The organism is Mycobacterium sp. NGS48 (assembly GCF_059812585.1).
In genome coordinates this window covers 22,022-45,038 of record NZ_JCALCY010000009.1, presented here as the reverse complement: position 1 = coordinate 45,038, position 23,017 = coordinate 22,022, and the positions used below count along the sequence as shown (strand labels likewise).

Genomic DNA, 23,017 nt, shown 5'->3' with positions numbered 1-23,017 from the left:
CGGTGACCGCATGCTGGCTACCATGAGCGAACTGCCGCTGAACTGGAGTGACCTGGGCGTGAGCGAGCTGCCGACCGGAACAGTGACGTTGCTCTTGGCGGACGTCGAGGGCTCCACGCAGCTCTGGGAAAGCCAGCCCGACCAGATGACCGATGCTGTGGCCCGGCTGGACCGCACGCTTGCGGAACTCACCGCCGCGCATGCCGGCGTACGGCCCGTCGAGCAGGGCGAGGGGGACAGCTTCGTCGTGGCGTTCGCCCGCGCCAGCGACGCAGTCGCGTGCGCCCTCGCATTACAGCAAGCACCATTGGCACCAATCCGGTTACGCATCGGCGTCCATAGCGGCGAGATCCAGCTGCGTGACGAGAACAACTACATCGGCCCTACCATCAACCGCACCGCGCGCATCCGCGATTTGGCCCACGGCGGCCAAACCGTACTCTCGGGCACCACCGAGGCCCTGGTCATCGATCGGCTCCCGCCCGATGCGTGGCTGGCCGATCTGGGCAGCTTCCCGCTACGTGGCGTGCCCAGACCCGAGCGAGTCGTACAGCTCTGCCACCCCGATGTCCACAACGAGTTCCCGCCGCTACGGACATCGAGAACGATTGTCTCGCAGCATCTTCCAACGCAGCTGACGAGTTTCGTCGGACGCCAAGCCGAACTGCCAGAGTTGCGTCAGATCGTCGTTGATAACCGGTTTGTCATGCTCACGGGGGCCGGCGGCGCCGGTAAGACACGACTCGCCGTCGAGGTCACTGCCCAACTCGCAACCAAGTTCGAGGTTGGTGCGTGGTACGTCGATTTGGCACCGATCACGATTCCGGCGTTGGTGCCGATTGCCGTGGCGCGCACGCTCGGACTGCCCGACCAGCCGGGCCGCTCGACGATGGACACCCTGCTGCGGTTCGTCGGCGACCGCAGAATGCTGCTGCTGTTGGACAACTGCGAACACCTGCTCGACGCGTGTGGCGACATAACTGTTGAGCTACTAAATGCCTGTCCGCAGTTGACAATTCTCGCCACCAGCCGCGAACCGCTCGGCATCGCCGGCGAGGTGATTTGGCGGGTGCCGTCGCTGTCGCTCGCCGACGAAGCAATCGAGCTCTTCACCGACCGGGCCCGCCGTGCCCGGCCCGACTTCTATATCACCGACGACAACAGTGCCCTCGTTACGGAGATCTGCCACCGTCTCGACGGCATGCCGTTGGCTATCGAACTGGCAGCGGCCCGGGTACGGGCGCTGTCGCTCACCCAGATCGTCGACAGTCTCCACGACCGCTTCAGGCTATTGACCGGTGGTGCGCGCACAGCGGTGCGCCGCCAGCAGACCTTGCGGGCATCAGTGGACTGGTCGCACGCGCTGCTCACTGAGGCTGAACAGATCCTGTTGCGCCGGCTTGCGGTCTTCATGGGTGGATTCGACTTCGATGCCGCCCGAGCTGTGGGTGCCAGCACCGACGTGGAGGGCTACCAGATCCTCGACCAACTCGGCTTGTTGGTCGACAAGTCCCTGGTGATCGCCGAAGAGGCCAGGGGCGCAATGCGTTACCGACTGTTGGAGACGGTGCGTCAATACGCGTTGGAAAAGCTTGGTGAGTCGGGCGAGGCGGACGACGTGCGCACCCGTCACTGTGACTACTACACGTCTACTGCAGTCCATTTGGAATCGACGCCTCAAGCGGCGTACGAGCGGCTTGTGGAGTGGGCCGAAGTCGAGATCGACAACCTGCGGGCCGCGTACACGTGGAGTCGGGAGAGGGCCGATTTCAATGCGGCATTGCGATTGGTCTCGACCCTGCAGCAGTTCTGGGGCAGGCGAGGGCGGCTAGCGGAAGGATTGGCCGGGTTCGACGCCGTCTTGACCGACGAATGCCGACCGGAAGTCGAACCGGCCGTGTGGGTGCGCGCGGTCGCCAACCACGGCTTGCTGGCGGCGTCCGCGGGCACCCCCGCCAGCACACAGCGGGCGCAAGACGCTCTTGTGACAGCACGTCAACTCGACGATCCGGCATTGGTCGCGCACACGCTCACGACGTGCGGCATGTTGGCGCTTTACGACGCCGAAGTCGCGCAAACATTCTTCACCGACGCGATCGAACACGCCCGCGCAGCCGACAACCGGTTGCAGCTATGCCAGATCCGCGCCCTGCAGGCAGCCATGGCCTGTTTCGCCGGCGATCCGATCAGTGCGCGAGATGCAGCAGAAGAAGCACGAGCCATCGCGGACGCCCAGAGCGACCGGTTCTATTCACGGCACTCCCGAGTATGGCTGGGCGTAGCGCTGTGGATGCAGGGCGAACTCGGCGACGCCGGCCGGGTGCTCACCTCATTAGCCGACGAGGCGGCGACGGCTGACGAGCTGACCAACATGGTGAACCGTCTCGTGGCGCATGGCATAGTGCTCGCCTACCAGGGCCAGGCAACCGCTGCTCGGGCCGCGGCCGCATCCGCCGAAGGGGCCGCCGCCGCGATGGGCGGTTTCTACGGCGACTCCATCTACGCCGTGTTCGCCCATGCTGCCCTGGCCGAAGGCGACGGTGACGCGGCGAAGCTCGCATGCGAGACGTCGTGGCGGCAGACACTCCCGCTGCGTGAAATCTTCGGCAGAAGTTCGAATCCGATGGCTGAGGCCGCGCTGGCATGTGGTGACCTTGCCCTGGCTCGCCGGTGGGCCGAGGACACCGTCGCAGTGGTACCCGGTTGGTTCCGGATGATGGCACTGACGGTGCGCTCGCTTGTCGCGCTCGCGCAAGGTGAGCCGACACAAGCCGAGCGCGACGCGCATGAAGCACTGGCTATCGCCGCTCGATCTGGTGGCGGTGTGCGCTTGCCCGATACCCTGGAATGCCTCGCCCGCATCGCGGCCGCCGGCGGCAGTCACCAGTATGCGACGCGACTTCTCGGCGCCGCGGAAGCCATCCGCCAGCGCAGTGGAGAAGTGCGGTTCCCGATCTATGACGCGGGATATGAAGCCGCGGTGACGACAGTACGAGATGCCGTGGAGCAGCAGGTTTTTGATACCAGGTGGACTGAGGGCGCCGCGCTGTCCACCGAGGAGGCGATCGCCTACGCCCAGCGCGGCCGCGGCGAACGTAAACGGCCGTCGAACGGCTGGGCGTCGTTGACTCCCGCCGAACTCGATGTCGTCCGGCTCGTCAGCGAAGGACTTCCCAACAAAGACATCGCCACACGGCTTTTCGTCTCACCACGAACCGTGCAGACCCACCTCACGCACGTCTACACCAAGCTAGGCCTTACGTCGCGCGTGCAACTCGTCCAAGAAGCGGCACGCCAGAGCTAGGAGCGTGTTTGCTACCGCTCGTACTACCGGAGTAGCATTTCGGTATGAAGCTCAGCATTAGCCTGTCCGACCAGGACATCGCCGTCTTGGATGCCTATGTCGAAAAAGCTGGATTGCCCTCGCGGTCGGCGGCGTTGCAGCGCGCGGTGCAGATGCTTCGCTTCCCGGCCTTGGAGGAGGACTACGCCGAAGCGTGGGCGGAGTGGTCGTCGGGCGAGGATGCGGAGTGGTGGGAAGCCGCTACCGGGGATGGTGTGACCGATGCTGCGCGGTGACGTGTGGCAGGTCGATCTGGATCCCGTCCGTGGCAGCGAGGCGAATAAGCAACGTCCGGCCGTCGTCATCAGCAACGACCGAGCCAACGCCACAGCCACCCGTCTCGGTCGTGGTGTGGTTACCGTCGTCCCGGTAACCAGTAATGTTCAACGGGTCTATCCGTTTCAGGTGCTGCTGTCGGCGGCTACGAGCGGTCTTGCTGTTGATTCGAAGGCCCAGGCGGAACAGGTGAGATCCGTTGCGACGCAGCGTCTTTTACGGCAGATTGGTCGCATTTCTCCCGCCGAACTCGCGGACCTCGAAGACGCGCTCAGGCTCCATCTAGCGCTGTAGCTGCGTCGCCTCGTCACGCAGCAGCGCGCAGAGCTGCCAGCGGCCGGGCACGCCTTTGAGTTCGTGCTCGCCGCGGTCGACGAATCTGCGGCGTGAGCCGGTGACGATGTCGCGCACCGTCGAGGACACCAGCACTTCGCTCGGTCCGGCGAGCGCTGCGACGCGCGCACCGATGTGCACGGCCATTCCGGCGACGTCGGTACCGCGCACCTCCACCTCGCCCGCGTGAATACCGACCCGCACCTCGATACCGAGCGTCCGCACCGCGTCGACAATGGCGGCCGCACAGGCAAGTCCAGCGCTGGGACTGGTGAACGTCGCGACGAATCCATCGCCGGCCGTGTTGGCCTCACGGCCGCCGAACCGCTCGAGTTCGTGGCGGACGATGCTGTCGTGATTGTCGAGCAGGTCGCGCCAGCGATCGTCGCCCAGGACAGCGGCATGCTCGGTCGAACTGACGATGTCGGTGAATACGACGCTGAGCAGCACCCGTTCGGCCTCGAAGCCACCCCGCACGCCGGTGATGAATTCTTCGATCTCATCGAGCATCGGCGCGGCGTCGCCGACCCAATACAGGGAATCGGCACCGGGTAACTCCACGAAGCGCGATCCCGCGATGTGCTCTGCGAGGTAGCGGCCGTGACCAACCGGAATGAAGTCCACTCCGGTGCGGTGCAGGATCAGCGTCGGCGCGGCGATGCAAGCGAGAGTGTCGCGTACGTCGGAGTCGATCACGGCCTTGGTGGCGATACGGGCCATGCTCGGCGACGCCGCCCGGTTGCCGGCAAGATCCCACCACGCGCGGAAGGCGCCATCGCGGGCAACACTCGGCGCGACGATGCCCAGCATGTCGAAACCCTGCTCGACGGCGTCGGCCTCGATGCCGACGGTCATGAACGATTCGGCGGTGCTCGGCGTAGCGCCCACCGGATAGTCGGCCGCCTGCAGCACACGCGCTGCACCGTTGACGACGACCAGACTGCGCACCCGCTCGGGATAACGGGCGGCGAGAACCAAGCCGATCATCGCGTTGAAACTCGGTGCGAGAATCGACGCCTGCGTACACCCGACCGCGTCCATGACGGCGATGGCATCCTCGGCCCAAAACTGCGGCCCGAGCGCATCCACCGATAGCGCACCCGACGACAGACCCATTCCGCGCAGGTCGAACCGGATCACTCGGCTGAACGACGCCAAACGCCGGTGGAAGCGACACATCGACGGCTCGGAGTCGATGGTGTCGACCGGAATCGACGGCCCGGGCAGCACGAGGAGATCTGTCGGACCGTCGCCGAAGACCTGGTAGGCGATGTCGATGCCGCCGGTGCTGGCGTAGCGAGTTCGCGGAACCTGCGCCACGGCCACAGGTTAGTTCACGTCACCGACAAGAGTCCGCTCCGTACCGAACCTGATTCCGGTGGCATCTTTGCCGATCGCGGTGAGCAGCGCGACCGCAATCAGCACCGGCGTGATCGTGGCGGCCAACGCAAAGGGGTAGCCATGGGAAACGGCCAACGCCTCCTGCAGTGGCAGATTGAACGCCGCCAGCAGGTTGCCCAACTGGTAGGTGACGCCGGGATAGAACCCCCGGATGGCGTCCGGCGACATCTCGGTCAAATGCGCCGGGATGACGCCCCAGGCGCCCTGCACGACGACCTGCATCAGAAACGCGCCGAGACACAGCATCGCCGCGCTGCGTGAGTAGGCGAAAAGCGGCACGATCGGCAGCCCGAGGATTGCGCAGAAGACGACCGTGTGACGGCGGCCGAACCGCTGGGAGAGCGTGCCAAACACCAGGCCGCCGAGTATGGCGCCGACGTTGTAGATCACCACGATCGACTTCGCCGTCCCGCCCGATAACGCAGCGCCGCCGTCATCGGAAGCTGACAGGAACGTGGGGTAGACGTCTTGGGTGCCGTGGCTCATCCAGTTGAACGCGGTCATCAGCACCACCAAATAGACGAACCGACGGATGACCTTGGCGTCGCGCAGAATATCGCGAATCCTGGTGTTCGACAGGCGCATTCGTTGCTGTGCCGACGCCCAAACCTCGGACTCTTTCACCCGGTACCGGATGATCAGACTGACCAGGGCCGGGATGATGGACAGACCGAACAGCCAGCGCCACGACAGCCCCAGCCAGTCGATCACCAGCAGCGACGCCAAGGTTGCCAGCAGATAGCCAAAGGCGTAGCCCTCCTGCAGCAGGCCGGAGAAAAAGCCGCGGCGCTCGCCCGGAACCTTCTCCATCGCGAGTGCGGCACCTAATCCCCATTCGCCGCCCATCCCAATGCCGTACAGCAGCCGCAGGATCACCAGCACGGTGAAATTGGGGGCGAAGGCGCAAAGAAACCCGACCACGGAGTAGAACGTCACATCCACCATCAGTGGTAGTCGCCGTCCCACCCGGTCAGCCCACAGACCGAACAGCAGTGCCCCCACCGGGCGCATCATCAGAGTGGCGGTGGTAAGGAACGCGACTTCAGTCTTGGTGTGGTGAAAGGTTTCTGCGATATCGGCGTACACCAGGACCACGAGGAAGTAATCGAAGGCATCCATCGTCCAGCCCAGTAGCGCCCCGACGAAAGCATTCCGCTGATCGCTGGTGAGCCGTTGTCGAGTCACTTCTGCTCGGCGCGGTCCCAGACCTTGATCATGGTCCGCAAAATCTCCTCTGCGCGGCCCAGCCCAGCCAGGTGGCTTTCACCGGGTATCGGGTGCAGCTTGGCATCGGGCAGTCTTTCGACCACGTGCTGACCGTGGGAGAACGGAACGATGTGGTCGCGGTCGCCGTGCCACCAGTGCACCGGCACCTTGACCTGATCGAGCCGAAAACCCCAGTCCCGGGCGAAGACCACCACATCGGCGAATGGGGCGGCCAGTTGTTTGCGACTGCCGTTGAGCAGGTCGTCGAGGAACATGGCCTTGAATTCGGGACGCACCAGCAGCCGCCGGTCGCCCTCCGGCGATACGTGGGCGTAGACGTACAACGCCGGTTCCGCGACCGGACGGATCATCCGGATGAAACCGATCGCCGCCATCCGGATCGGCCAGCCAACCACGGTGAGCAGCGGTGCCACCAGCGAACCCAGCGCCATCACTCCACCGCCGATCGCGTCCGTGCCGCGCGTCGGTGCGACGCCGCCGAGCACTCCGACCGCGACGACACGATCCGGCATCGCCGCCGCACACCCCAGGGTGTAAGGGCCGCCGCCGGACAAGCCGATGACGGTCATTTTATCGATGCCGAGCGTGTCGGCCGCGGTGCGCAAATCTTCGGCGAATGCGACGACGGTGTCGTACTGGTAGGGCGTGGACGACCCGATCCCGGGCCGGTCGACGCCGATCAACCGAATGTGGTTCTCCTCGGCGTAGACGCGGGCCTCGGTCGGGATTTGCCGGCGGGCGCCCGGGGTGCCATGCAGCCAGAAGACGGCACGTCCCTGCGGGTCGCCGAACTCGGCGAAGCCGAGCTGACGATCATCGCCGACGGCGATGTTGCCTTCCAGCTTGGGCCGGGCAATCGCGATAACCATGACGAGAGTGTTTCACGAGCGGTTACGGTTCGGGACATGCGCATCATCGACGCCGACGGCCACGTCGCCGAGAGCCCCACCCTGGCGATCGAAGCGCTGAAGCGCTGGCCGCAGCACGTCACACCCAGTACCGACGGCCGCCCGAGGCTGCTGATCGAGGGCCGCCACTACCCGGAGGACCACGGTCCCGGCGCCGGTGTGCCGGTCGAGCACGGTCTGACCAGAGCGGTCGGGATCAATTGCTCCTCTGCCGACGGTGTGCTGGGCGACGCGGATCGCGATCACATCGACACGATGGTGCTCTATCCCAGTCTGGGGCTGTGCGCCCCAACTCTGGAGGATCCCGAATTTGCCGCCGGGTTCGCCCGGCTCTACAACCAGTGGATCGCCGACTACTGCGAGCCGACGGCCGGTCGGCTGCGCGGCGTGGCGGTAACACCGATCGAGCACGGGCAGGTCGCGATCGACATCATGCGCGAGGCGAAGGATCTCGGGTTGGCCGCCACGCTGCTCCCGCCGGCGCTGAAGACCCGCAACCTCGATCACCCCGACCTCGACCCGTTCTACGCCGCGGCGGTCGAACTCGAGATGCCGCTTGGCATCCACGGCGTGCCCGGCTTCCATCTACCGAAGATCGGCGTCGACCGGTTCACCAACTACATCCAGGTGCACTGCATCAGCTTTCCGTTCGACCAGATGACGGCAATGACGGCGCTGGTGTCGGGCGGCGTTTTCGATCGCCACCCAGACTTGCGAGTGGCCTTCCTGGAGGCGGGAGTGGGCTGGGTGCCGTTCTTCATCGACCGGCTGCACGAGCATTACGAGAAGCGCGGTGACTGGATCGACGGTGGCTGGCAGCGGGATCCGCCGGAGTATGTCCAGGCCGGCAACATCTGGGTGACCTGTGAACCGGAGGAGCCGATTCTGCCGGGCGTCATCGATGTGCTCGGCGCCGACTTCATCATGTTCGCCAGCGATTATCCGCACTGGGACGGGGAGTGGCCGGAGAGCACCAAGCACCTACGCTCGCGTCCCGACATCAGCGACGACGCCCGCGCCAAAATCGCCGGACTGAACGCGCAACGCTTCTATGGTTTGAACTAGCGCGATCGCCAGTTCGGCGGTCGCTTCTCCGCAAAGGCGCGCGGCCCTTCCTTGGCGTCCTCGGTCGCGAAAACACGGTCGCTGTGCCGAGTTTCGTTGTCGTATGCCGAGTGCAGGTCAAGTGCCAGCCCTTCGACGGCCGACTGTTTCGTTGCCCAGACCGCAAGCGGCGCGTTGGCAGCGATGCGCTCGGCGTAGTCATAGGCGGTATTCATCAACCGGTCGGGCGTGACGACGCGATTGATCAGACCCATCGCCAGCGCACGCTCGGCGTCGAGCATGTCGGCGGTCAGCAGTAACTCCATCGCCAGCGCGTAGGGCAGCTGCCGCGGCAGCCGTACCGTGCTGCCGCCGCCCGCGAACAGACCCCGCTTGGGCTCCATGACCCCGAACCGCGCCTCTGGCACCGCTACGCGAATGTCGGTGCAGCTCAACATCTCGAAACCGCCCGCAACGCAAGTGCCGTTCACCGCGGCGATGATCGGCTTGTAGACCGGAAAGCGGTGCAAGACGGCGTGGATGGCATCGTTGGCATCCCAGCCATCGGGCCGCGGCAACTCACCGGTCAGCTCCGGGATGAACTTTTTGAGATCGGCTCCGGTGCAGAAGTCTCGGCCGACACCGGTGACGACGGCAACCCAGGCGTCGGCGTCGTCGCGAAACGCGGCCCAGGCGTGGGCAAGGTCGCGGAAATGCGCCATGTCCAGTGAGTTACGCGTCTCGGGACGGTTGATGGTGATCGTGACGATGTGGCCGTCGGGCACATAGTCGATGCTCACCAATCCATGGTGTCAGCTCACAACCCCCGACCGTCCAGCCATTCGTGAATTCGGTTGGCGACGGCTACCCACTCGGGTTCCAGCATCATGTCGTGGCCCATACCAGGGATGATCTCTGCTTCGGTGCGATAAGCGCGCGCCAATGCGCGTATGTCGTCGACGATGAAACAACCGTCATCTTCGGCGCCCACGACGAGCAACGGCGTGGTCACTCGCTTGGGCCTGGGCGGATTGAACAGCAACCCGTCGAATATGGCTCGTTGGCTTTCTTCCACCAGCCGTGACGCGTAACCCACCACGTGGGAGTCGGGAGTCTGCGCCGAGAACAGCAGTTCGCGGGCACGGTCAAAAGTGTTGACACACGGCGACGATTTTCCGGTGACCAGGGCTTGTGTTAAGAGCCAGGGATGCCGTCGCGCCAGCCGAAGCATCAGGCCATACGCACCCCGGGGGGACATGGCCGCGACCAGGACGCCGGCCGGCGCGGGGGATGACTCCAGATACTTCTGCACCACATAACCGCCCATCGAATGGCCGATGACCACCGGCGGGGTGGGCAAGTCGTCGGCGACCGAACGGACATCGTCGACATAGTCTGCGCACGAACAACTGCGAAGCGACTTGGCTATCGGGCTCTTTCCATGGCCGCGCAGGCTCACTGCGAGAGCCCGAAAGCCTTTGTCCGCGAAGAAGTCCAAGAAGTACTCGTCCCAGCACCACGCGCCATGCCAGGCGCCGTGCACGAACAGCAACGGTACCGGATGGGTCGGCGTGCAAACACCCTTATCGATCACCTCGAGTTTGTCTGCGCAGCGTAAGTTGGGCCGGTACAACGAGCCCGTCTCGAATCCATCGGGAATCATCGGTTCATGCCCTTTCGCGCGGTTGACGTGGCAACAGCTGTGCGCAGTGTCGGGCGCGGAGCGGACGGGCACCTAGAGTAGGCGACTACTTCATTTCTGGCGGACGCGCTCAGAAGGGCGTGTAGAGCCAGCAGCAGCCGGGTACTGCAGGAGGATCGCCGCTCAAGGGAGGTCCCGCCGTGTCCGTCTCCACGCCAGGCCGACCGCTGATCGATGCGCTCGAGCGCGCCAGCATCCTCGACGTTCCGGCACAGTGGATCGCCAAAAAGGCCCGCGGGTTGCTGAGCGCTGAACCGCTCAAAGACGCGATCAGCGGAACGTGGTTAGGTCACCCGGCGCACCCGCCGATGACCGACCTGGTGATCGGATCATTCCTGTCGGCATCCCTGCTGGATCTGTTCGCCCCACGTGCGGGCGCCCGAGCGGCGCAGCGGTTGATCATGATCGGCATTGCAGCTGCGGCACCCACCGCGGTCACCGGACTCAGCGACTGGGCCGACACCGAGCTGTCCGACGAGGGCGTCCGCCGCGTCGGGTTGATCCACGCCGAAGCGAACTCCGTCGCGCTGCTGCTCTACGGGGCGTCGTTGATCTCCCGCCGACGCGGAGCCCGAATTCGAGGCGCATTCCTGGCACTCGCCGGAGCGGGGGTGCTCGGCGGCAGCGGCTACCTGGGCGGGCACATGGCCTACGTACGCGGTGTCGGCGTCAACCAGACCGCCTTCGATCCCGGTCCTGAGGACTGGACCGCGGTCGATTCAGGCGTGGATCTGGCTGATGGGCAACCACATTCCACCGACGTCGACGACACGCCGGTGCTGCTGGTTCGTCGCGACGGGCGCGTCTATGCCATCCACGACCGGTGCAGCCATCGCGGCTGCCTGCTCAGCGAGGGCGACCTCGACGGCCACGTCATCACCTGTTCCTGCCACGGCTCACGGTTCGACATCCGCGACGGCACCTTGCTGCAGGGGCCGGCGATCGTCAGCCAGCCGGCACTGGATGTGCGCGAAAACGACGGACGGATCGAGCTCCGCAGAGTTTCGCGCGGGTAGCGGCCGACAGACCCGCCCTCGCCTACAGCACCGCTATTGTTATGCGCCTCTTACCGATACTCTCTTCGGTGCAGTCGAAGCGACGAAAATTGAACCAGCACAGAATTGAGGGGCCATGGGCGAATTCGACCCGAATGAAGGTGAAGCGCAAGTCATTGTCAGCCTCGCCGAGGCGGCCATGCACATGTACGGCGCCGCCATTGATTCGTTGCCGTTCCCCGAAGACAAGAAGTTTCAGAAACGCGCCGAAGTGGTTCTCTCCGGTCTGCGTAAACTCCGCGCAGCGCTGAGTAACGCGGCAACCCAGAGCCGGTCCACCTCCACCGTCATCGTGGCGCTCAGCGATGTCCGGCGACGCTATGACGACCTGATGGAGCGCGCTGCCGCCGCGCCCGGATCGACACTGGGCCAGCAGCTGTACACCGCGCGCATCCGCGCCAAGTTGTCGGCGGCAGATGCGGCCAACGGAGGGGGCGTTCGGCCCGAGTTGCCCGACGAGCTCGAGGCCGGCGCCATCCCGACCGAGGAAGAGGTGGTCAAAGTCCACCAGCTGATCGCCGCGCTTCGCGAGGTCACCGGCTCGGAGGACCTCGCTGGGCCGACGGGGCCGCATGTCAACGGCTGGGATGATGCGGCGGCCACCAACGGCGCAGAGCATGAGTCCGAGGCAGCAGCCGCGCCCTGACCAATCGATTGGTTGAACCCCGGGCTGAAGCTGCCCAAGGTGATTCCGATTCACTTCGACGACTACACGGTATTTGCTTCACCGCTCGCGGATTTCATCGACGAAATGAAGCAACGCGGACTGGCCGACCGCATCGTCGAGGTGGGCCGCGGCGAGTCCGTCACCGTCTGACGCCGGAGCATGGCCGCGGAGTTCAACATCGGAGTGATCACCAGCGACATCTACACCGATGAAGATGCGCGGTTCCTGCGAGCTGCCGGAGTGCTGCCCGCCGAGCGGATTCGCGCCGTCGAGACCAGAGCTGCCCGCATACCGCGATTCGCGACGACATCACGATGAACCTCATCGCAATCGAAGAACTGGAGAAGGACTATGCGCCCCTGGATCGTGTGTTGATCGAGAGCGGCGGCGACAATCTCACCGCTACTTTCTCGCCAGGACTCGTCGATGCGCTGTGCGCGTGGGTGCGCAGGATTCACGCGGCCCACAGACTAGCTAACGGCGCACTATGCCCGACGCCGGCCGGGCGAAGTCAGCGGATGGTCAGCCCGGTCAGCGCCCTGCCGATGACGAGCCGTTGAATCTCGCTGGTGCCTTCAAAGATAGTGAAAATCTTGGCATCTCGGTGCATGCGCTCGACCGGATAGTCCCGCGTATAACCGTTGCCGCCGAGAATCTGGATTGCCTCATCGGTGACATACACCGCGGTTTCACTGGCGAACAGTTTGGCCATCGAGCCTTCGGCCGAGGTGAACTGCTGATCGTTGCGTTGCATCCAGCCGGCCCGCCAGACCAGCAGCCGCGAGGCGTCGATGCGGCTCTTCATGTCCGCCAGCTTGAACGCGATGGCCTGGAATTCGGCGATCCTGCGCCCGAACTGCTCGCGCTGACACGAGTAATCCAGCGCGTATTCGTAGGCAGCGCGGGCAATGCCCAGCGCCATCGCACCGACCACGGGACGGGTACGTTCGAACGTCATCATCGCCGCCTGACTCGACGTCCGTTCGCCCGACCGGATTTTGGCGAGTCGACGCTCGAAACGCTCTCTGCCACCCAGAATCATTTCGCCGGGGAGGCGAACGTCGTCGAGCACCACCTCGGCGGTGTGCGATGCGCGAATACCGTGCTTTTTGAACTTCTGTCCCTGCGTCAGACCCTTGGTCCCAGGCGGCACAATGAAAGTCGCCTGCCCGCGAGTGCCCAGGTCCGGGTCGACCGACGCCACCACCACATGCACGTTGGCGATGCCGCCGTTGGTGGCCCACGTCTTGGTCCCGTTCAGCACCCATTCGTCGGTGGCCTCGTCGTACTTTGCCCGGGTGCGCACCGCCCCGACGTCCGAGCCGGCGCCGGGTTCAGATGAGCAGAAGGCTGCGAGTTTCGGGTCGTCCGGGGTACCGAACATTTGCGGCAGCCACTCGCCGAGTTGCTCGGGAGTGCCGTTGGCCGCCAATGCGGCCGCGGCAAGTCCAGTGGCCAGGATGGACAGCGCTATCCCCGCGTCGCCCCAAAACATTTCCTCGAACACCACCGGCAGGCCCAGCCCACTGGGTTCACCCGCCATCTGCGCGAATAGGTCGGGCGTGTACAGCCCGACCTTGGCGGCCTCCTGAATGATCGGCCAAGGCGTTTCTTCACGTTCGTCCCATTCGGCCGCCGCCGGCCGGATGACGGACTCGGAGAACTCGTGTACCCAGTCGCGGACGTGGGCGACTTCCTCGGGCAACTTCAATGAGAATGCGTCCATTACTGCTCCTGTCAGCCGTGCCTGCGTGGGGCGCCATGAGCACAGTAAACACTTGTATACTGATCTTCAAATCATGGATTGGCGGCGATGCGGGCGGCCACGTCGGCTGCGATGCTCAAGGTGGCGCGGTCGTCGGCGGCTGAGTAGCGGTCGGCGACCGGGTCGTACTTTGCGCCGGCGATCGAGCCGTGATCCGCGCCGAGCTCAACCAACTCCACCGGCCAGCCGTTCTGTTCGAGCGCCGACGCAAATTCTCGGCTCCATGCGACCGGAACAGCGTCGTCGGCAATGCCGTGGAGCAGCGTGAATGGCGTGCGATGCTCCGCATCGTGCAGCCCTGCAGTCGGAGGCTTCCCTGAGATCGGGTCCGGTGCCATGAATGCTCCGGCCAGACACACGGTATGAGCGAACCGGAGACCGTACTGGCTTGCCTGCGTGGTCAGCCCCGCCGCTGCCGCACCGCCCAACGACCAGCCGACGAGCATCAGCTTGTCGGGGTCGTCGGCGTGCTCCCGCGCGAAATCCAGCGATCGCAGCAGATCCTCGCGCCCACCGTCGTCAGCGTGGGAGTTCCAGTCGGGCGCGACCACGGCCAGCCCGTGGCCGGCCACCAGCTCGGCGAGCGGCCGCACGGCGGTGCGGGCGTCGCGCTGCTGACCGTGCCACAGCAGCACGGTTCGTGGTGCCGGCTCACCGACTAGGTCAACGAGCCGACCGGGAGCGTATTCAACGGTCTGCATACCGCAAGTGTGCCCGCGTGACGCGGGTTGTAACGCAGTAGGTTTTGCGGTGAACCTGCCGGGAAGGAGCCCGATGAGCGCGGCAAGCAGCGATGTCTGGGAGGTGATGTCGACCGCTCGGACAATCCGGCGGTTCACCCGTGAGCCGGTTGATGACGTCACGCTCGCTCGATGTCTGCAAGCTGCGACCTGGGCGCCGTCGGGTGCCAACGCGCAGGGCTGGCGGTTCGTTGTGTTGCGATCACCCGAACAACGGACTGTCGTTGCCAAAGCCGCCGCCCAGGCTCTGGCGGTCATCGAGCCGGTCTACGGCATGACCCGTCCGGCCGACGACGACCACAGCAGACGCGCCCGTACCCACCGCGCAACGTACGAATTGCACGATCGGGCAGCAGAATTCACGTCGGTCTTATTCGCACAGCAGCATTACCCGACGGCCTCGGAGCTCTTACTTGGCGGCTCGATCTTCCCGGCAATGCAGAACTTCCTGCTGGCTGCACGGTCCCAAGGTCTCGGTGCGTGTCTTACCAGTTGGGCTTCCTATGGCGGTGAGCAATTGCTGCGCGACGCGGTGGGGGTACCCGCGGATTGGATGCTGGCCGGACACGTGGTAGTCGGCTGGCCCAAGGGCCGGCATGGACCGGTGCGCCGCCGGCCACTCGTCGAAAAGGTGAATCTCGATCGCTGGGACCGCCCGGCGGACCAACTGCTCGGCGAAGCCGGCACCGGCTAGGTTGTGGACCCGGTGATCAGGGCGTGGGCGGTTGATCGTTGCGATGCTGGTCGACGATCCCGTTCAGGATGCCCAACTGCAGCTTGGCTTCCGCCATCGACTTGCCCGGATCGACGGTTGCCGAGTCGTTCTTCTGCCACGGCTGACAACCGTCGGTCTTGAAGGACTTGTCGGTCGGCTGGATCTCCACGACCTGCGGCTTCTTGGTCATCGCATTGTCGAGGATTTCTTTGCCTTCGATGCCGCCGACCCGCTTCCAGTAGCAAGTGGTCTTTGCGGTGGGACCGGCCGACGTATAAATTCCCGGGACGATGTCGGTTCCGACCGCATACGTGCCGTCGGCGTCGATGATCGTCTTGGGTTGTCCCGACGCCGCTTGCGGTGCGGGTGCGGTCCGCCCCGGGGCAGGTGCGGTCTGCCCGGGCCCCGGCGCCGGCCCTGGAGTATGCGGGGCCGGGGGATCGGCGCTCGCGACTCCGGAGAAAGCACCCAAGCCGGCACAAAGCACCGTCGCCGCGGCGATTGCTAGTGGCTTCGACCTCATGAGAAGCAGCATACGGGTAACTGGCGTGCCGGGTAGTTAGGCCGTCTTAGTCAGTAGCGGCATCAGCATCCGGCGGCGTGCCGAGATCGCGTCGGCGAAGTAGTGCAGCGCCTCAGGCAGGGAACCGACGACGGGAAACTCGTCCTCGTCACCCGTGACAGCCAGCAGACGGCTGACTGCGGGGCTGGCGACCAGCACCCACTCCACTCCCGCGGCGCGGCAGTCTTCGTCGATGCGGTACAGGACGCGGATACCCTGAGCAGCCAGGCAATCGACGCCGCTCATGTCCAGGACGATGGGCTGGTCCGGCAGCACGAAATGCCTGCTGTACTCGCTGACCCGGTCGATGTTCAGCGCATCGATTGCCCCACTGATCGTGACCACGGTCGCCAGGTGGCGCCACTGGGCCCGGACATGGGCACCGACGCAGTCGAAGGTGGCAGTCGCGCAGCGCGGACTGGCGAACGAAGCTGCGGTGTCGATCGACTCGGTCACATCGGCCTCATTTCTCGATCACGTTGCTGACATTGCGGATCAGGATTTACCTCAACCTGCTCACGACGGTAATTGGCTACTCTAAGGTCACCGGGAGCAGCGTTTAATACTTTGCTAAGAAACAACTTTGGAGCGTGCATGGATATCCAGCGGATCAGCGATGAACTCGAGATCGCCGCACTGCTCAGCCGATACGCACGCGCGGTCGACACCAGGGACTGGGACTTGTACCGATCGGTATTCACCGACGACGCGCGATCCCGATGAGCATGCACTGATGCAGCTCCCGGGAATGGCCGAGTTGAGCTACTGCGGCGGCTACTACTACCACGAGCTGGTGCTGAGCGTCATACCTTCCGCAACTCGAAAATGGGGATGACGCGCTCGGTCTTGGATTGGTAGTCGCCGAAGCCCGGTGCCGCCGTCACCACGTGCCGAAATGCTGCTTCGCGTTCGTCGCGCGCCATCTCGCGGGCCTCGACGTCGTAGGACTCGGTGCCGATCTCGACGTGCGCCCGCGGATGGGCGCGCAAGTTGTGCACCCACGCGGGGTCGACGTCGGCTCCGGCGTAGGAACCGACAACGCTCAGCGTGCCGTCGATGCGGAAGTACATCACCGGATTGATCCGGGTCTTGCCCGACTTTGCGCCCGTCGTGTGCAGCAGGAGCAACGTCGCGGCCTCGAACGGTCCACCGACCTTGCCGCCGTTGGCGCGAAACTCGTCGATGATCGCAGGGTTCATCGAAACATCGGGACGGTCAGCCATGAATACCGCACTCCTCCAGTCGCTTTCGGGTAATGCAACGCACGGCACCCCGCAGTCGTGTTGGGCTGCGGGGTGCCGATGCGCCGTTGTGAATGTTGATCAAACGAGGTCGAACCGATCCTGGTTCATCACCTTGACCCACGCCGCGACGAAGTCCTCCACAAACTTCCCTTGGGTGTCGTCCTGGGCGTAGAACTCGGCCAGCCCGCGCAGCGTCGAATTGGAGCCGAACACCAGATCGTTGGCGGTGGCCGTCCACTTGAGCTGCCCCGTCGAGCGGTCGACGACCTCGTACACGTTCTCCGCCGACTCCGACGCCTTCCACTCATTACCCATGTCCACCAAGTTGACGAAGAAGTCGTTGGTCAACGTGCCGGGCCTGTCGGTGAACACCCCGTGCTTGCTACCGCCATGGTTGGCGCTGAGCGCACGCAGGCCACCGACGAGCACCGCCATCTCCGGAGCCGTCACACCCAGCAGGTAGGCCCGCTCGACCAGCAGCTGCTCCAACGGTGCCTTCTCGCCGGGACGAACGTAGTTGCGGAACCCGTCGGCGCGCGGCTCGAGCACCGCGAAGGACTCCACGTCGGTGCTCTCCTGCGACGCGTCCGTCCGCCCCGGCGCGAAATGCACCGAGATCTCATAGCTGGCGTCCTTGGACGCCTTCTCCACCGCCGCAGAACCCGCCAGCACGATCAGGTCAGCAAGCGAGATCTTCTTGCCACCGGACGCCGAGCCGTTGAAGTCCTGCTGGATCTGCTCGAGAACCGGCAGCACCTTTCCCAACTCCGCGGGCTCGTTGACCTCCCAGTTCTTCTGCGGTTCCAGGCGCAGCCGTGCTCCGTTAGCGCCACCTCGCTTGTCGGTTCTGCGGAAACTACTCGCCGCTGACCAGGCCGTCTTGACCAGCTGCGGAACCGATAGGCCGGAATCGAGCACCTTTTTCTTCAACGTCGCGACGTCCTTGTCGTCGACCAGCTTGTGGTCCACGGCCGGAACCGGGTCCTGCCACAGTTGCGGCTCGCCGACCCACGGACCCAGGTAGCGGCTGATCGGTCCCATGTCGCGGTGCAGCAGCTTGTACCACGCCTTCGCGAAGGCGTCAGCCAGCTCCTCGGGGTGGTCGAGCCAGCGCCGGGTGATGTCGGCGTAGATCGGCGACTCCCGCATCGAGAGGTCCGTGACCAGCATCGTCGGGGCGCGACCCTTACCGCCGAACGGATCGGGAATCGTGCCCGCGCCGGCGCCGTCCTTGGCGGTGAACTGCCAGGCTCCGGCGGGGCTCTTGGTCAGCTCCCATTCGTAGCCGTACAGGGTCTCCAGGTAGCTGTTGTCCCACTTGGTCGGGGTTGGCGTCCAGACGACCTCCAGGCCGCTGGTGATGGCGTCCTTGCCGGTACCGCTGGCATAAGAGCTCTTCCAGCCCAGCCCCTGCTGTTCGAGCGGGGCGCCCTCCGGTTCGGGACCGACCAGGTCGGCGTCGCCGGCGCCGTGGGTCTTGCCGAAGGTGTGGCCGCCGACGATGAGGGCGGCCGTTTCCTCGTCGTTCATCGCCATCCTGCCGAACGTCTCGCGGATGTCGATCGCCGCGGCGATCGGATCGGGCTTGCCCTCGGGGCCTTCTGGGTTGACGTAGATCAGGCCCATGGTCGTCGCGCCGTAGGGCTGCGCGAGGTCACGCTTACCGGAGTAGCGCTTGTCGGTGCCCAACCATTCGTCCTCTTCACCCCAGAGGATCTCCTCGGGCTCCCAGACATCTTCGCGACCGAAGCCGAAGCCGAAGGTCTTGAACCCCATCGACTCCATGGCCACGTTGCCGGCCAAGACGATCAGGTCCGCCCAGGAGATCTTGTTGCCGTACTTCTTCTTGATCGGCCAGAGCAGCCGGCGGGCCTTGTCCAGGCTCGCGTTGTCGGGCCAGCTGTTGAGCGGGGCGAAGCGTTGCATACCCTGGCCGCCGCCGCCGCGGCCGTCGTGTGTGCGGTAGGTGCCCGCGGAATGCCAGCTCATCCGGATGAACAGGCCGCCGTAGTGGCCGTAGTCGGCCGGCCACCAGTCCTGCGACGTGGTCATCATCGAGATCATGTCGGCCTTGAGCGCGTCGACGTCGAGCTTGGCGAATTCCGCGGCGTAGTCGAAGTCCTCGCCGAGCGGGTTGGCCTGGGCCGAGTGCGGATGCAGCCTCGAGACGTCGACCTGGTCTGGCCACCAATCCCGGTTGGTGAGAGGAGCATGCGTCTTTGGTTTCGGCGACGGAATTGCCGGGTTTTCGCTCTCGCTGGCGCTAGCCGTCTTGGTGTCGGCGTGCGGCGGGCGGCTTTGAGATGTATCGGATGACACAATATTCCTTCCAGGTAGTGAATCGGGCTGCGATCACGGCTGTGATCCTTCAATCTGCAGTCGAGCAGTCGGGGCATTGCCCCCAATAGATGACCTCGGCTTCGTCGAGGGTGAAGCCACTGTCGTCAGATGGCGTGAGACAGGGCGCCTCACCGACCGCGCAGTCGACGTCCGCGATGGCCCCACACGATCGGCAGACCACGTGATGGTGGTTGTCAGCGACCCGAGACTCGTAGCGGGCGACGAAGCCGGACGGCTGAATGCGCCGCACCAGACCGACGGCGGTCAGCGCGTGCAAAACGTCGTACACGGCTTGCCGGGACACGGTGGGCAGGCCGGACCGCACGGCCGAGAAAATCGTGTCGGTGTCGGCGTGCGGGTGGGCGTGCACCGCCTCCAATACCGCGACGCGAGGACGTGTCACGCGTAGATCGGCCATCCGAAGTTGCTCCGCGAACTCTGCCGTCGAGGACACGCAAGCACTATGACCCCTTTTTCTGGAATGAGTCAATAGTTTGGTTGGCCGTGTCGCGCGGTAGTTTTCCGCAGCCACACCGCCTTGCCGACAGGCCTTTGGGGGGCTTGCACTGGTACCCTCCGAACGCTGCCGCGTGGAGGCGGCCCGCACGGCCAATCGACGCAGTGGCGCGACCGAAACAGCAGTGGCTTCCCGGAAAGAGTGTTGTGCGCAGCGGAGACATCAAGGCCCTCACCGGTCTTCGCATCGTCGCCGCCGTTTGGGTAGTGCTGTTCCATTTCCGGCCCCTGTTGCGAGATGCGGCGCCGGGCTTCAGCGACGCAATGGCTCCGGTCCTCAACTGCGGCGCCCAGGGCGTCGACCTGTTCTTCATCCTCAGCGGCTTCGTGCTGACCTGGAACTACCTCGATCGGATGGGCTGGTCATGGTCCACCCGCGCCACCCTCAATTTCCTCTGGCTGCGACTGGCCCGGGTGTGGCCGGTCTACCTGGTCACCTTGCATCTGGCCGCAGCGTGGCTGATCTTCACGCTGCACGTCGGCCATGTGCCGTCGGAGGCGGTGAATCAGCTCACCGCGGTCAGCTATGTGCGCCAAGTCCTGCTGGTGCAGCTGTGGTTTCAGCCATATTTCGACGGATCGAGCTGGGATGGCCCGGCGTGGTCGATCAGCGCTGAGTGGCTGGCGTACCTGATGTTCGGTGCGCTGATACTGGTGATCTTCCGGATGGCGCATGCGACGAGAGCACGGAACCTGATCTGGCTGGCGTTCGGCGCATCGCTGCCGCCGGTGCTGCTGTTGTTGGCCAGCGGCCAGTTCTATACGCCGTGGAGCTGGCTGCCCCGCATTGTCATGCAATTCACGGCGGGCGCACTGGTTGCCGCCGCTGTGATCAGGTTGCGCCCGAGCGATCGTGCGCGCCGCGGCGCCGGCTACCTTTCCGGCTTGCTGATCGCGGCCGTCGTCGGGCTGTTGTACCTGCTCGACACCTACCCGGTGCCCGGGGTCATCGACAGCGGCGGGTTGGTCGACATTTTGTTCGTGCCGCTGGTGATGACACTGGCGATGGGCGCCGGCAGTCTGCCGAAGCTGCTGTCGATCCGGGCGATGGTTTATGGCGGCCAGATCTCGTTCTGCCTGTACATGGTGCACGAACTGGTGCACACCGCCTGGATATGGGCCACTCAGCAGTTTGAGCTCACCTTGCACGGCTATGCAGGAAAACTGACCGTCCTCGGCCTGCTCACGCTGGCCACGGGTATCGCCGCGGTGCTGTTCCACGTCGTGGAGGAGCCGGCTCGGCGGTGGATGCGCAGGATGATCGACGTGGGCGAGCCGAGCGCCGGAACGCGAGTCGACCTACGGGCCGACCCGGCGAAGGTGCGGCTTCAACCAGTCGGCGGCCCGCTGCACGAGCACCTCGAAGAGCACAGCGCTCCGCTTTCGGTACGCGCGGGCTAGGAGTCATTGCTGCTGGATGCCGAACGGATTCGCGGCCACTCGGACCGCAAATCTTTGCGTTTGCTCGTACGATGCCGCTAACACGGCGTTTGTGAACAGTGGAGGTAGCAGTGGGTCGTCTGACCTCGTTGGTCGTCGCACTCGCATTCGCGTTCGGCATTCTCAGTGCACAGGGCGCGCCGCCGCGCTACCAGACACGCAGTATCGGTTCGCCGGTGAACCACGTCGCGGTGATCGGCGATTCCTACACCAACGGAACCGACGAGGGCGGCCTTGGCTCCAAGGCATGGACCGCTCGCACCTGGCTGACACTTGGTCGCCAGGGTATGCAGGTCGCTCCCGACGTGGCATCCGAAGGCCGAGCGGGATATGGCGTGCCCGGCGACCATGGCAGCCTTTTTCGGGATCTCACTGCCCGGGCCGTCCACCCCAACGATGTGCTGGTGGTGTTCTTCGGGTCCCGCAATGACCAGGGTGTCAACCCTGAGTTGTTGGCCCAATTGACCCGTGACGCTTTCGATATGGCCCGCCATATCGCACCGTCCGCAAAACTTTTGGTGATCGGGCCGCCGTGGCCGACGACCGACCCGCCCGACGGGGTACTGGAAGTGCGTGACGTGGTCGCCGGCCAGGCGCGAGCCGTCGGGGCGACATTCGTGGACCCGATCAACGACCGCTGGTTCGTTGACAGACCCGATCTGATCGGCGCCGACGGTGTACATCCCACCGACGGCGGGCACGCCTACATGGCGGACAAGATTGCACCGTTGATCCGCGCCCAGTTGCCCAAGCGGAATTGACCTGCGATCAACCGCGGGATGCGGTGCGAAATCTGTCCCGGTAAGCCTTCGGTGACACACCCAGGCGGGTGACGAATGCTCGCCTGAGCGTTTCGGTGCTGCCAAAGCCCGCCACGTGCGCGGCGTCGGTGATACTGCGGCCCGCATCGAGTGCGCCGCGGGCGGCGTCGATTCGAACCATTTCGACGTAGCGGGCCGGCGTCGTGCCGAGTTCGGACTGAAACAGTCTGGTCAGCTGCCGGGTGCTCAAGGATGCCCGTGCCGCAAGGACTTTCATGCTGTGGTCGGCGGCCGGATCGGCTGCGATCGCATCGGTGACCGGGCGCAGCGCCGACTGCGGCGGTGGGTCCGCTTCGACCAGCACCGAGAATTGTGATTGGCCGCCCGCCCGTTTGAGGTAGACGACCAACCACCGAGCCACGTCGCGGACCAGCTCGGTGCCGTAATCCAATTCGACCAGCGCCAGCGCAAGGTCGATGCCCGAGGAGATCCCGGCCGACGTGAAGACGTCACCGTCGCGGACGAAAATCGCGTCTGGCTCAACGGTGACATCAGGAAAGGCCCGGGCGAGCAGCCGGGTGTCGCGCCAGTGCGTGGTGGCGCGCCGGCCGCTGAGCAGACCGGCCTGGGCCAAGATGAAAGACCCGGTGCAAATGGACGCCAGCCGCCGCGTTCGGCTCGACATTGCTCTGACGGCGTCGACGAGCGCCGGATCGACGGCCCGCCTGGCCAGGTTGTCACTGCCGGCGACCATCACGGTGTCGGCCGAATCGATGGACGAAACGCTGTCTGTGACGCCCAACCGGGTCCCGATTGAGGTCGTCACGTCGCGCCCATCCACCGATGCGATCTTGAGCCGGTAGTTGCCGCCGAACCGGTTGGCTTCGGCAAAGACCTCCGCCGCGCCCGCGACATCCAACAGCGTCACCTCGTCGAAGACGACGATCGCCACCACCCGTGAACCCGCACCGCCTTCCG

General features: G+C 65.0%; 22 protein-coding genes and 3 pseudogenes. 12 read left to right on the top strand and 13 right to left on the bottom strand.

Going from position 1 to position 23,017, the window contains the following annotated elements; all coding sequences use genetic code 11:
• The first annotated feature begins 10 nt into the window (after positions 1–10).
• The 3 genes from AC5Y42_RS16630 to AC5Y42_RS16620 are packed head-to-tail and all read left to right on the top strand — an operon-like array spanning position 11 to position 3,913.
• On the top strand, positions 11–3,304 hold the full coding sequence (locus tag AC5Y42_RS16630) for a helix-turn-helix transcriptional regulator (RefSeq protein ID WP_499899691.1): 3,294 nt from the start codon (positions 11–13) through the stop codon (positions 3,302–3,304).
• A gap of 44 nt (positions 3,305–3,348) precedes the next feature.
• Positions 3,349–3,579 carry a ribbon-helix-helix protein, CopG family gene (locus AC5Y42_RS16625; RefSeq protein WP_499899690.1) on the top strand — a complete coding sequence of 77 codons (231 nt, stop codon included), beginning with the start codon at positions 3,349–3,351 and terminating at the stop codon, positions 3,577–3,579.
• Positions 3,566–3,913: a type II toxin-antitoxin system PemK/MazF family toxin gene (locus tag AC5Y42_RS16620; RefSeq protein ID WP_499899689.1), complete on the top strand. Its 348-nt coding sequence runs from the start codon at positions 3,566–3,568 to the stop codon at positions 3,911–3,913. Before AC5Y42_RS16625 ends, AC5Y42_RS16620 begins: the two co-directional genes overlap by 14 nt.
• Here AC5Y42_RS16620 and lipJ read toward each other — a convergent pair.
• From lipJ to AC5Y42_RS16605, 3 genes are read right to left on the bottom strand one after another with little or no spacing between them, the layout of a single operon-like run.
• Entirely contained in the window at positions 3,902–5,272 is a 1,371-nt protein-coding gene (gene lipJ / locus AC5Y42_RS16615) for a bifunctional lipase/adenylate cyclase LipJ (RefSeq protein ID WP_499899688.1), read from the bottom strand. The genes AC5Y42_RS16620 and lipJ overlap by 12 nt on opposite strands.
• Before the next feature lie 9 nt (positions 5,273–5,281).
• Complete coding sequence (locus AC5Y42_RS16610) at positions 5,282–6,538, bottom strand: MFS transporter (RefSeq protein WP_499899687.1); 1,257 nt, start codon at positions 6,536–6,538, stop codon at positions 5,282–5,284.
• Positions 6,535–7,449, bottom strand: a complete 915-nt coding sequence (locus tag AC5Y42_RS16605; protein WP_499899686.1) for an alpha/beta fold hydrolase — start codon at positions 7,447–7,449, stop codon at positions 6,535–6,537. The genes AC5Y42_RS16610 and AC5Y42_RS16605 overlap by 4 nt, the downstream gene beginning before the upstream one ends.
• A gap of 36 nt (positions 7,450–7,485) precedes the next feature.
• Between AC5Y42_RS16605 and AC5Y42_RS16600 the strand changes: the two genes are divergently transcribed.
• A complete protein-coding gene (locus tag AC5Y42_RS16600) occupies positions 7,486–8,553 on the top strand; it encodes an amidohydrolase family protein (RefSeq protein ID WP_499899685.1) in 1,068 nt (355 codons plus the stop codon).
• Here the strand turns inward: AC5Y42_RS16600 and AC5Y42_RS16595 are convergent.
• Positions 8,550–9,332 carry an enoyl-CoA hydratase/isomerase family protein gene (locus tag AC5Y42_RS16595; RefSeq protein ID WP_499899684.1) on the bottom strand — a complete coding sequence of 261 codons (783 nt, stop codon included), beginning with the start codon at positions 9,330–9,332 and terminating at the stop codon, positions 8,550–8,552. The genes AC5Y42_RS16600 and AC5Y42_RS16595 overlap by 4 nt on opposite strands.
• A 17-nt stretch (positions 9,333–9,349) precedes the next feature.
• Complete coding sequence (locus tag AC5Y42_RS16590) at positions 9,350–10,195, bottom strand: alpha/beta hydrolase (RefSeq protein WP_499899683.1); 846 nt, start codon at positions 10,193–10,195, stop codon at positions 9,350–9,352.
• A 179-nt stretch (positions 10,196–10,374) separates the two neighbouring features.
• Here AC5Y42_RS16590 and AC5Y42_RS16585 point away from each other — a divergent pair, with 179 nt between their 5' ends.
• The 4 genes and pseudogenes from AC5Y42_RS16585 to AC5Y42_RS16570 all read left to right on the top strand — a co-directional run.
• Positions 10,375–11,250, top strand: coding sequence for a Rieske (2Fe-2S) protein (locus AC5Y42_RS16585; protein WP_499899682.1), 876 nt, complete (start codon positions 10,375–10,377; stop codon positions 11,248–11,250).
• A gap of 115 nt (positions 11,251–11,365) precedes the next feature.
• Positions 11,366–11,935 carry an XRE family transcriptional regulator gene (locus AC5Y42_RS16580; protein ID WP_499899681.1) on the top strand — a complete coding sequence of 190 codons (570 nt, stop codon included), beginning with the start codon at positions 11,366–11,368 and terminating at the stop codon, positions 11,933–11,935.
• A 24-nt stretch (positions 11,936–11,959) separates the two neighbouring features.
• Positions 11,960–12,106 (top strand): annotated as a pseudogene (locus AC5Y42_RS16575) (MBL fold metallo-hydrolase); the annotation flags it as partial.
• Between the two features lie 18 nt (positions 12,107–12,124).
• Positions 12,125–12,387, top strand: a pseudogene (locus tag AC5Y42_RS16570) (GTP-binding protein); the annotation flags it as partial.
• 80 nt (positions 12,388–12,467) lie between these two features.
• On the opposite strand, the gene AC5Y42_RS16565 reads toward AC5Y42_RS16570, so the two are convergent.
• Both AC5Y42_RS16565 and AC5Y42_RS16560 read right to left on the bottom strand, forming a co-directional pair.
• Positions 12,468–13,682, bottom strand: a complete 1,215-nt coding sequence (locus AC5Y42_RS16565; RefSeq protein ID WP_499899680.1) for an acyl-CoA dehydrogenase family protein — start codon at positions 13,680–13,682, stop codon at positions 12,468–12,470.
• Positions 13,683–13,753: 71 nt separating this feature from the next.
• Positions 13,754–14,422 (bottom strand): alpha/beta hydrolase family protein, encoded by a 669-nt coding sequence (locus AC5Y42_RS16560; protein WP_499899679.1) that lies wholly within the window; start codon positions 14,420–14,422, stop codon positions 13,754–13,756.
• Between the two features lie 73 nt (positions 14,423–14,495).
• Here AC5Y42_RS16560 and AC5Y42_RS16555 point away from each other — a divergent pair, with 73 nt between their 5' ends.
• Positions 14,496–15,155: a nitroreductase family protein gene (locus AC5Y42_RS16555; protein ID WP_499899678.1), complete on the top strand. Its 660-nt coding sequence runs from the start codon at positions 14,496–14,498 to the stop codon at positions 15,153–15,155.
• Between the two features lie 16 nt (positions 15,156–15,171).
• Here AC5Y42_RS16555 and AC5Y42_RS16550 read toward each other — a convergent pair whose 3' ends face one another.
• The gene (locus AC5Y42_RS16550; protein ID WP_499899677.1) at positions 15,172–15,699 is read right to left on the bottom strand and encodes an Rv1352/Rv1906c domain-containing protein; all 528 of its coding nucleotides are present in this window, start codon (positions 15,697–15,699) and stop codon (positions 15,172–15,174) included.
• A gap of 36 nt (positions 15,700–15,735) precedes the next feature.
• On the bottom strand, positions 15,736–16,194 hold the full coding sequence (locus tag AC5Y42_RS16545) for an STAS domain-containing protein (RefSeq protein WP_499899676.1): 459 nt from the start codon (positions 16,192–16,194) through the stop codon (positions 15,736–15,738).
• A gap of 138 nt (positions 16,195–16,332) precedes the next feature.
• Between AC5Y42_RS16545 and AC5Y42_RS16540 the strand changes: the two are divergent.
• A pseudogene (locus AC5Y42_RS16540) lies at positions 16,333–16,531 on the top strand (nuclear transport factor 2 family protein); the annotation flags it as partial.
• 10 nt (positions 16,532–16,541) lie between these two features.
• Here AC5Y42_RS16540 and AC5Y42_RS16535 read toward each other — a convergent pair.
• From AC5Y42_RS16535 to AC5Y42_RS16525, 3 genes are all read right to left on the bottom strand, one after another.
• Entirely contained in the window at positions 16,542–16,961 is a 420-nt protein-coding gene (locus AC5Y42_RS16535; protein WP_499899675.1) for a nitroreductase family deazaflavin-dependent oxidoreductase, read from the bottom strand.
• A gap of 99 nt (positions 16,962–17,060) precedes the next feature.
• Positions 17,061–19,301 carry a catalase/peroxidase HPI gene (katG, locus tag AC5Y42_RS16530; protein WP_499899674.1) on the bottom strand — a complete coding sequence of 747 codons (2,241 nt, stop codon included), beginning with the start codon at positions 19,299–19,301 and terminating at the stop codon, positions 17,061–17,063.
• Between the two features lie 49 nt (positions 19,302–19,350).
• Positions 19,351–19,740 carry a Fur family transcriptional regulator gene (locus AC5Y42_RS16525; protein ID WP_499899780.1) on the bottom strand — a complete coding sequence of 130 codons (390 nt, stop codon included), beginning with the start codon at positions 19,738–19,740 and terminating at the stop codon, positions 19,351–19,353.
• A 245-nt stretch (positions 19,741–19,985) separates the two neighbouring features.
• Between AC5Y42_RS16525 and AC5Y42_RS16520 the strand changes: the two genes are divergently transcribed.
• A complete protein-coding gene (locus tag AC5Y42_RS16520) occupies positions 19,986–21,239 on the top strand; it encodes an acyltransferase family protein (protein WP_499899779.1) in 1,254 nt (417 codons plus the stop codon).
• A 110-nt stretch (positions 21,240–21,349) separates the two neighbouring features.
• On the top strand, positions 21,350–22,039 hold the full coding sequence (locus AC5Y42_RS16515) for an Rv0518 family GDSL lipase (RefSeq protein ID WP_499899673.1): 690 nt from the start codon (positions 21,350–21,352) through the stop codon (positions 22,037–22,039).
• Between the two features lie 7 nt (positions 22,040–22,046).
• Here the strand turns inward: AC5Y42_RS16515 and AC5Y42_RS16510 are convergent, their stop codons facing one another.
• Entirely contained in the window at positions 22,047–22,994 is a 948-nt protein-coding gene (locus AC5Y42_RS16510) for a GlxA family transcriptional regulator (protein WP_499899778.1), read from the bottom strand.
• Between the last annotated feature and the right edge of the window lie 23 nt (positions 22,995–23,017).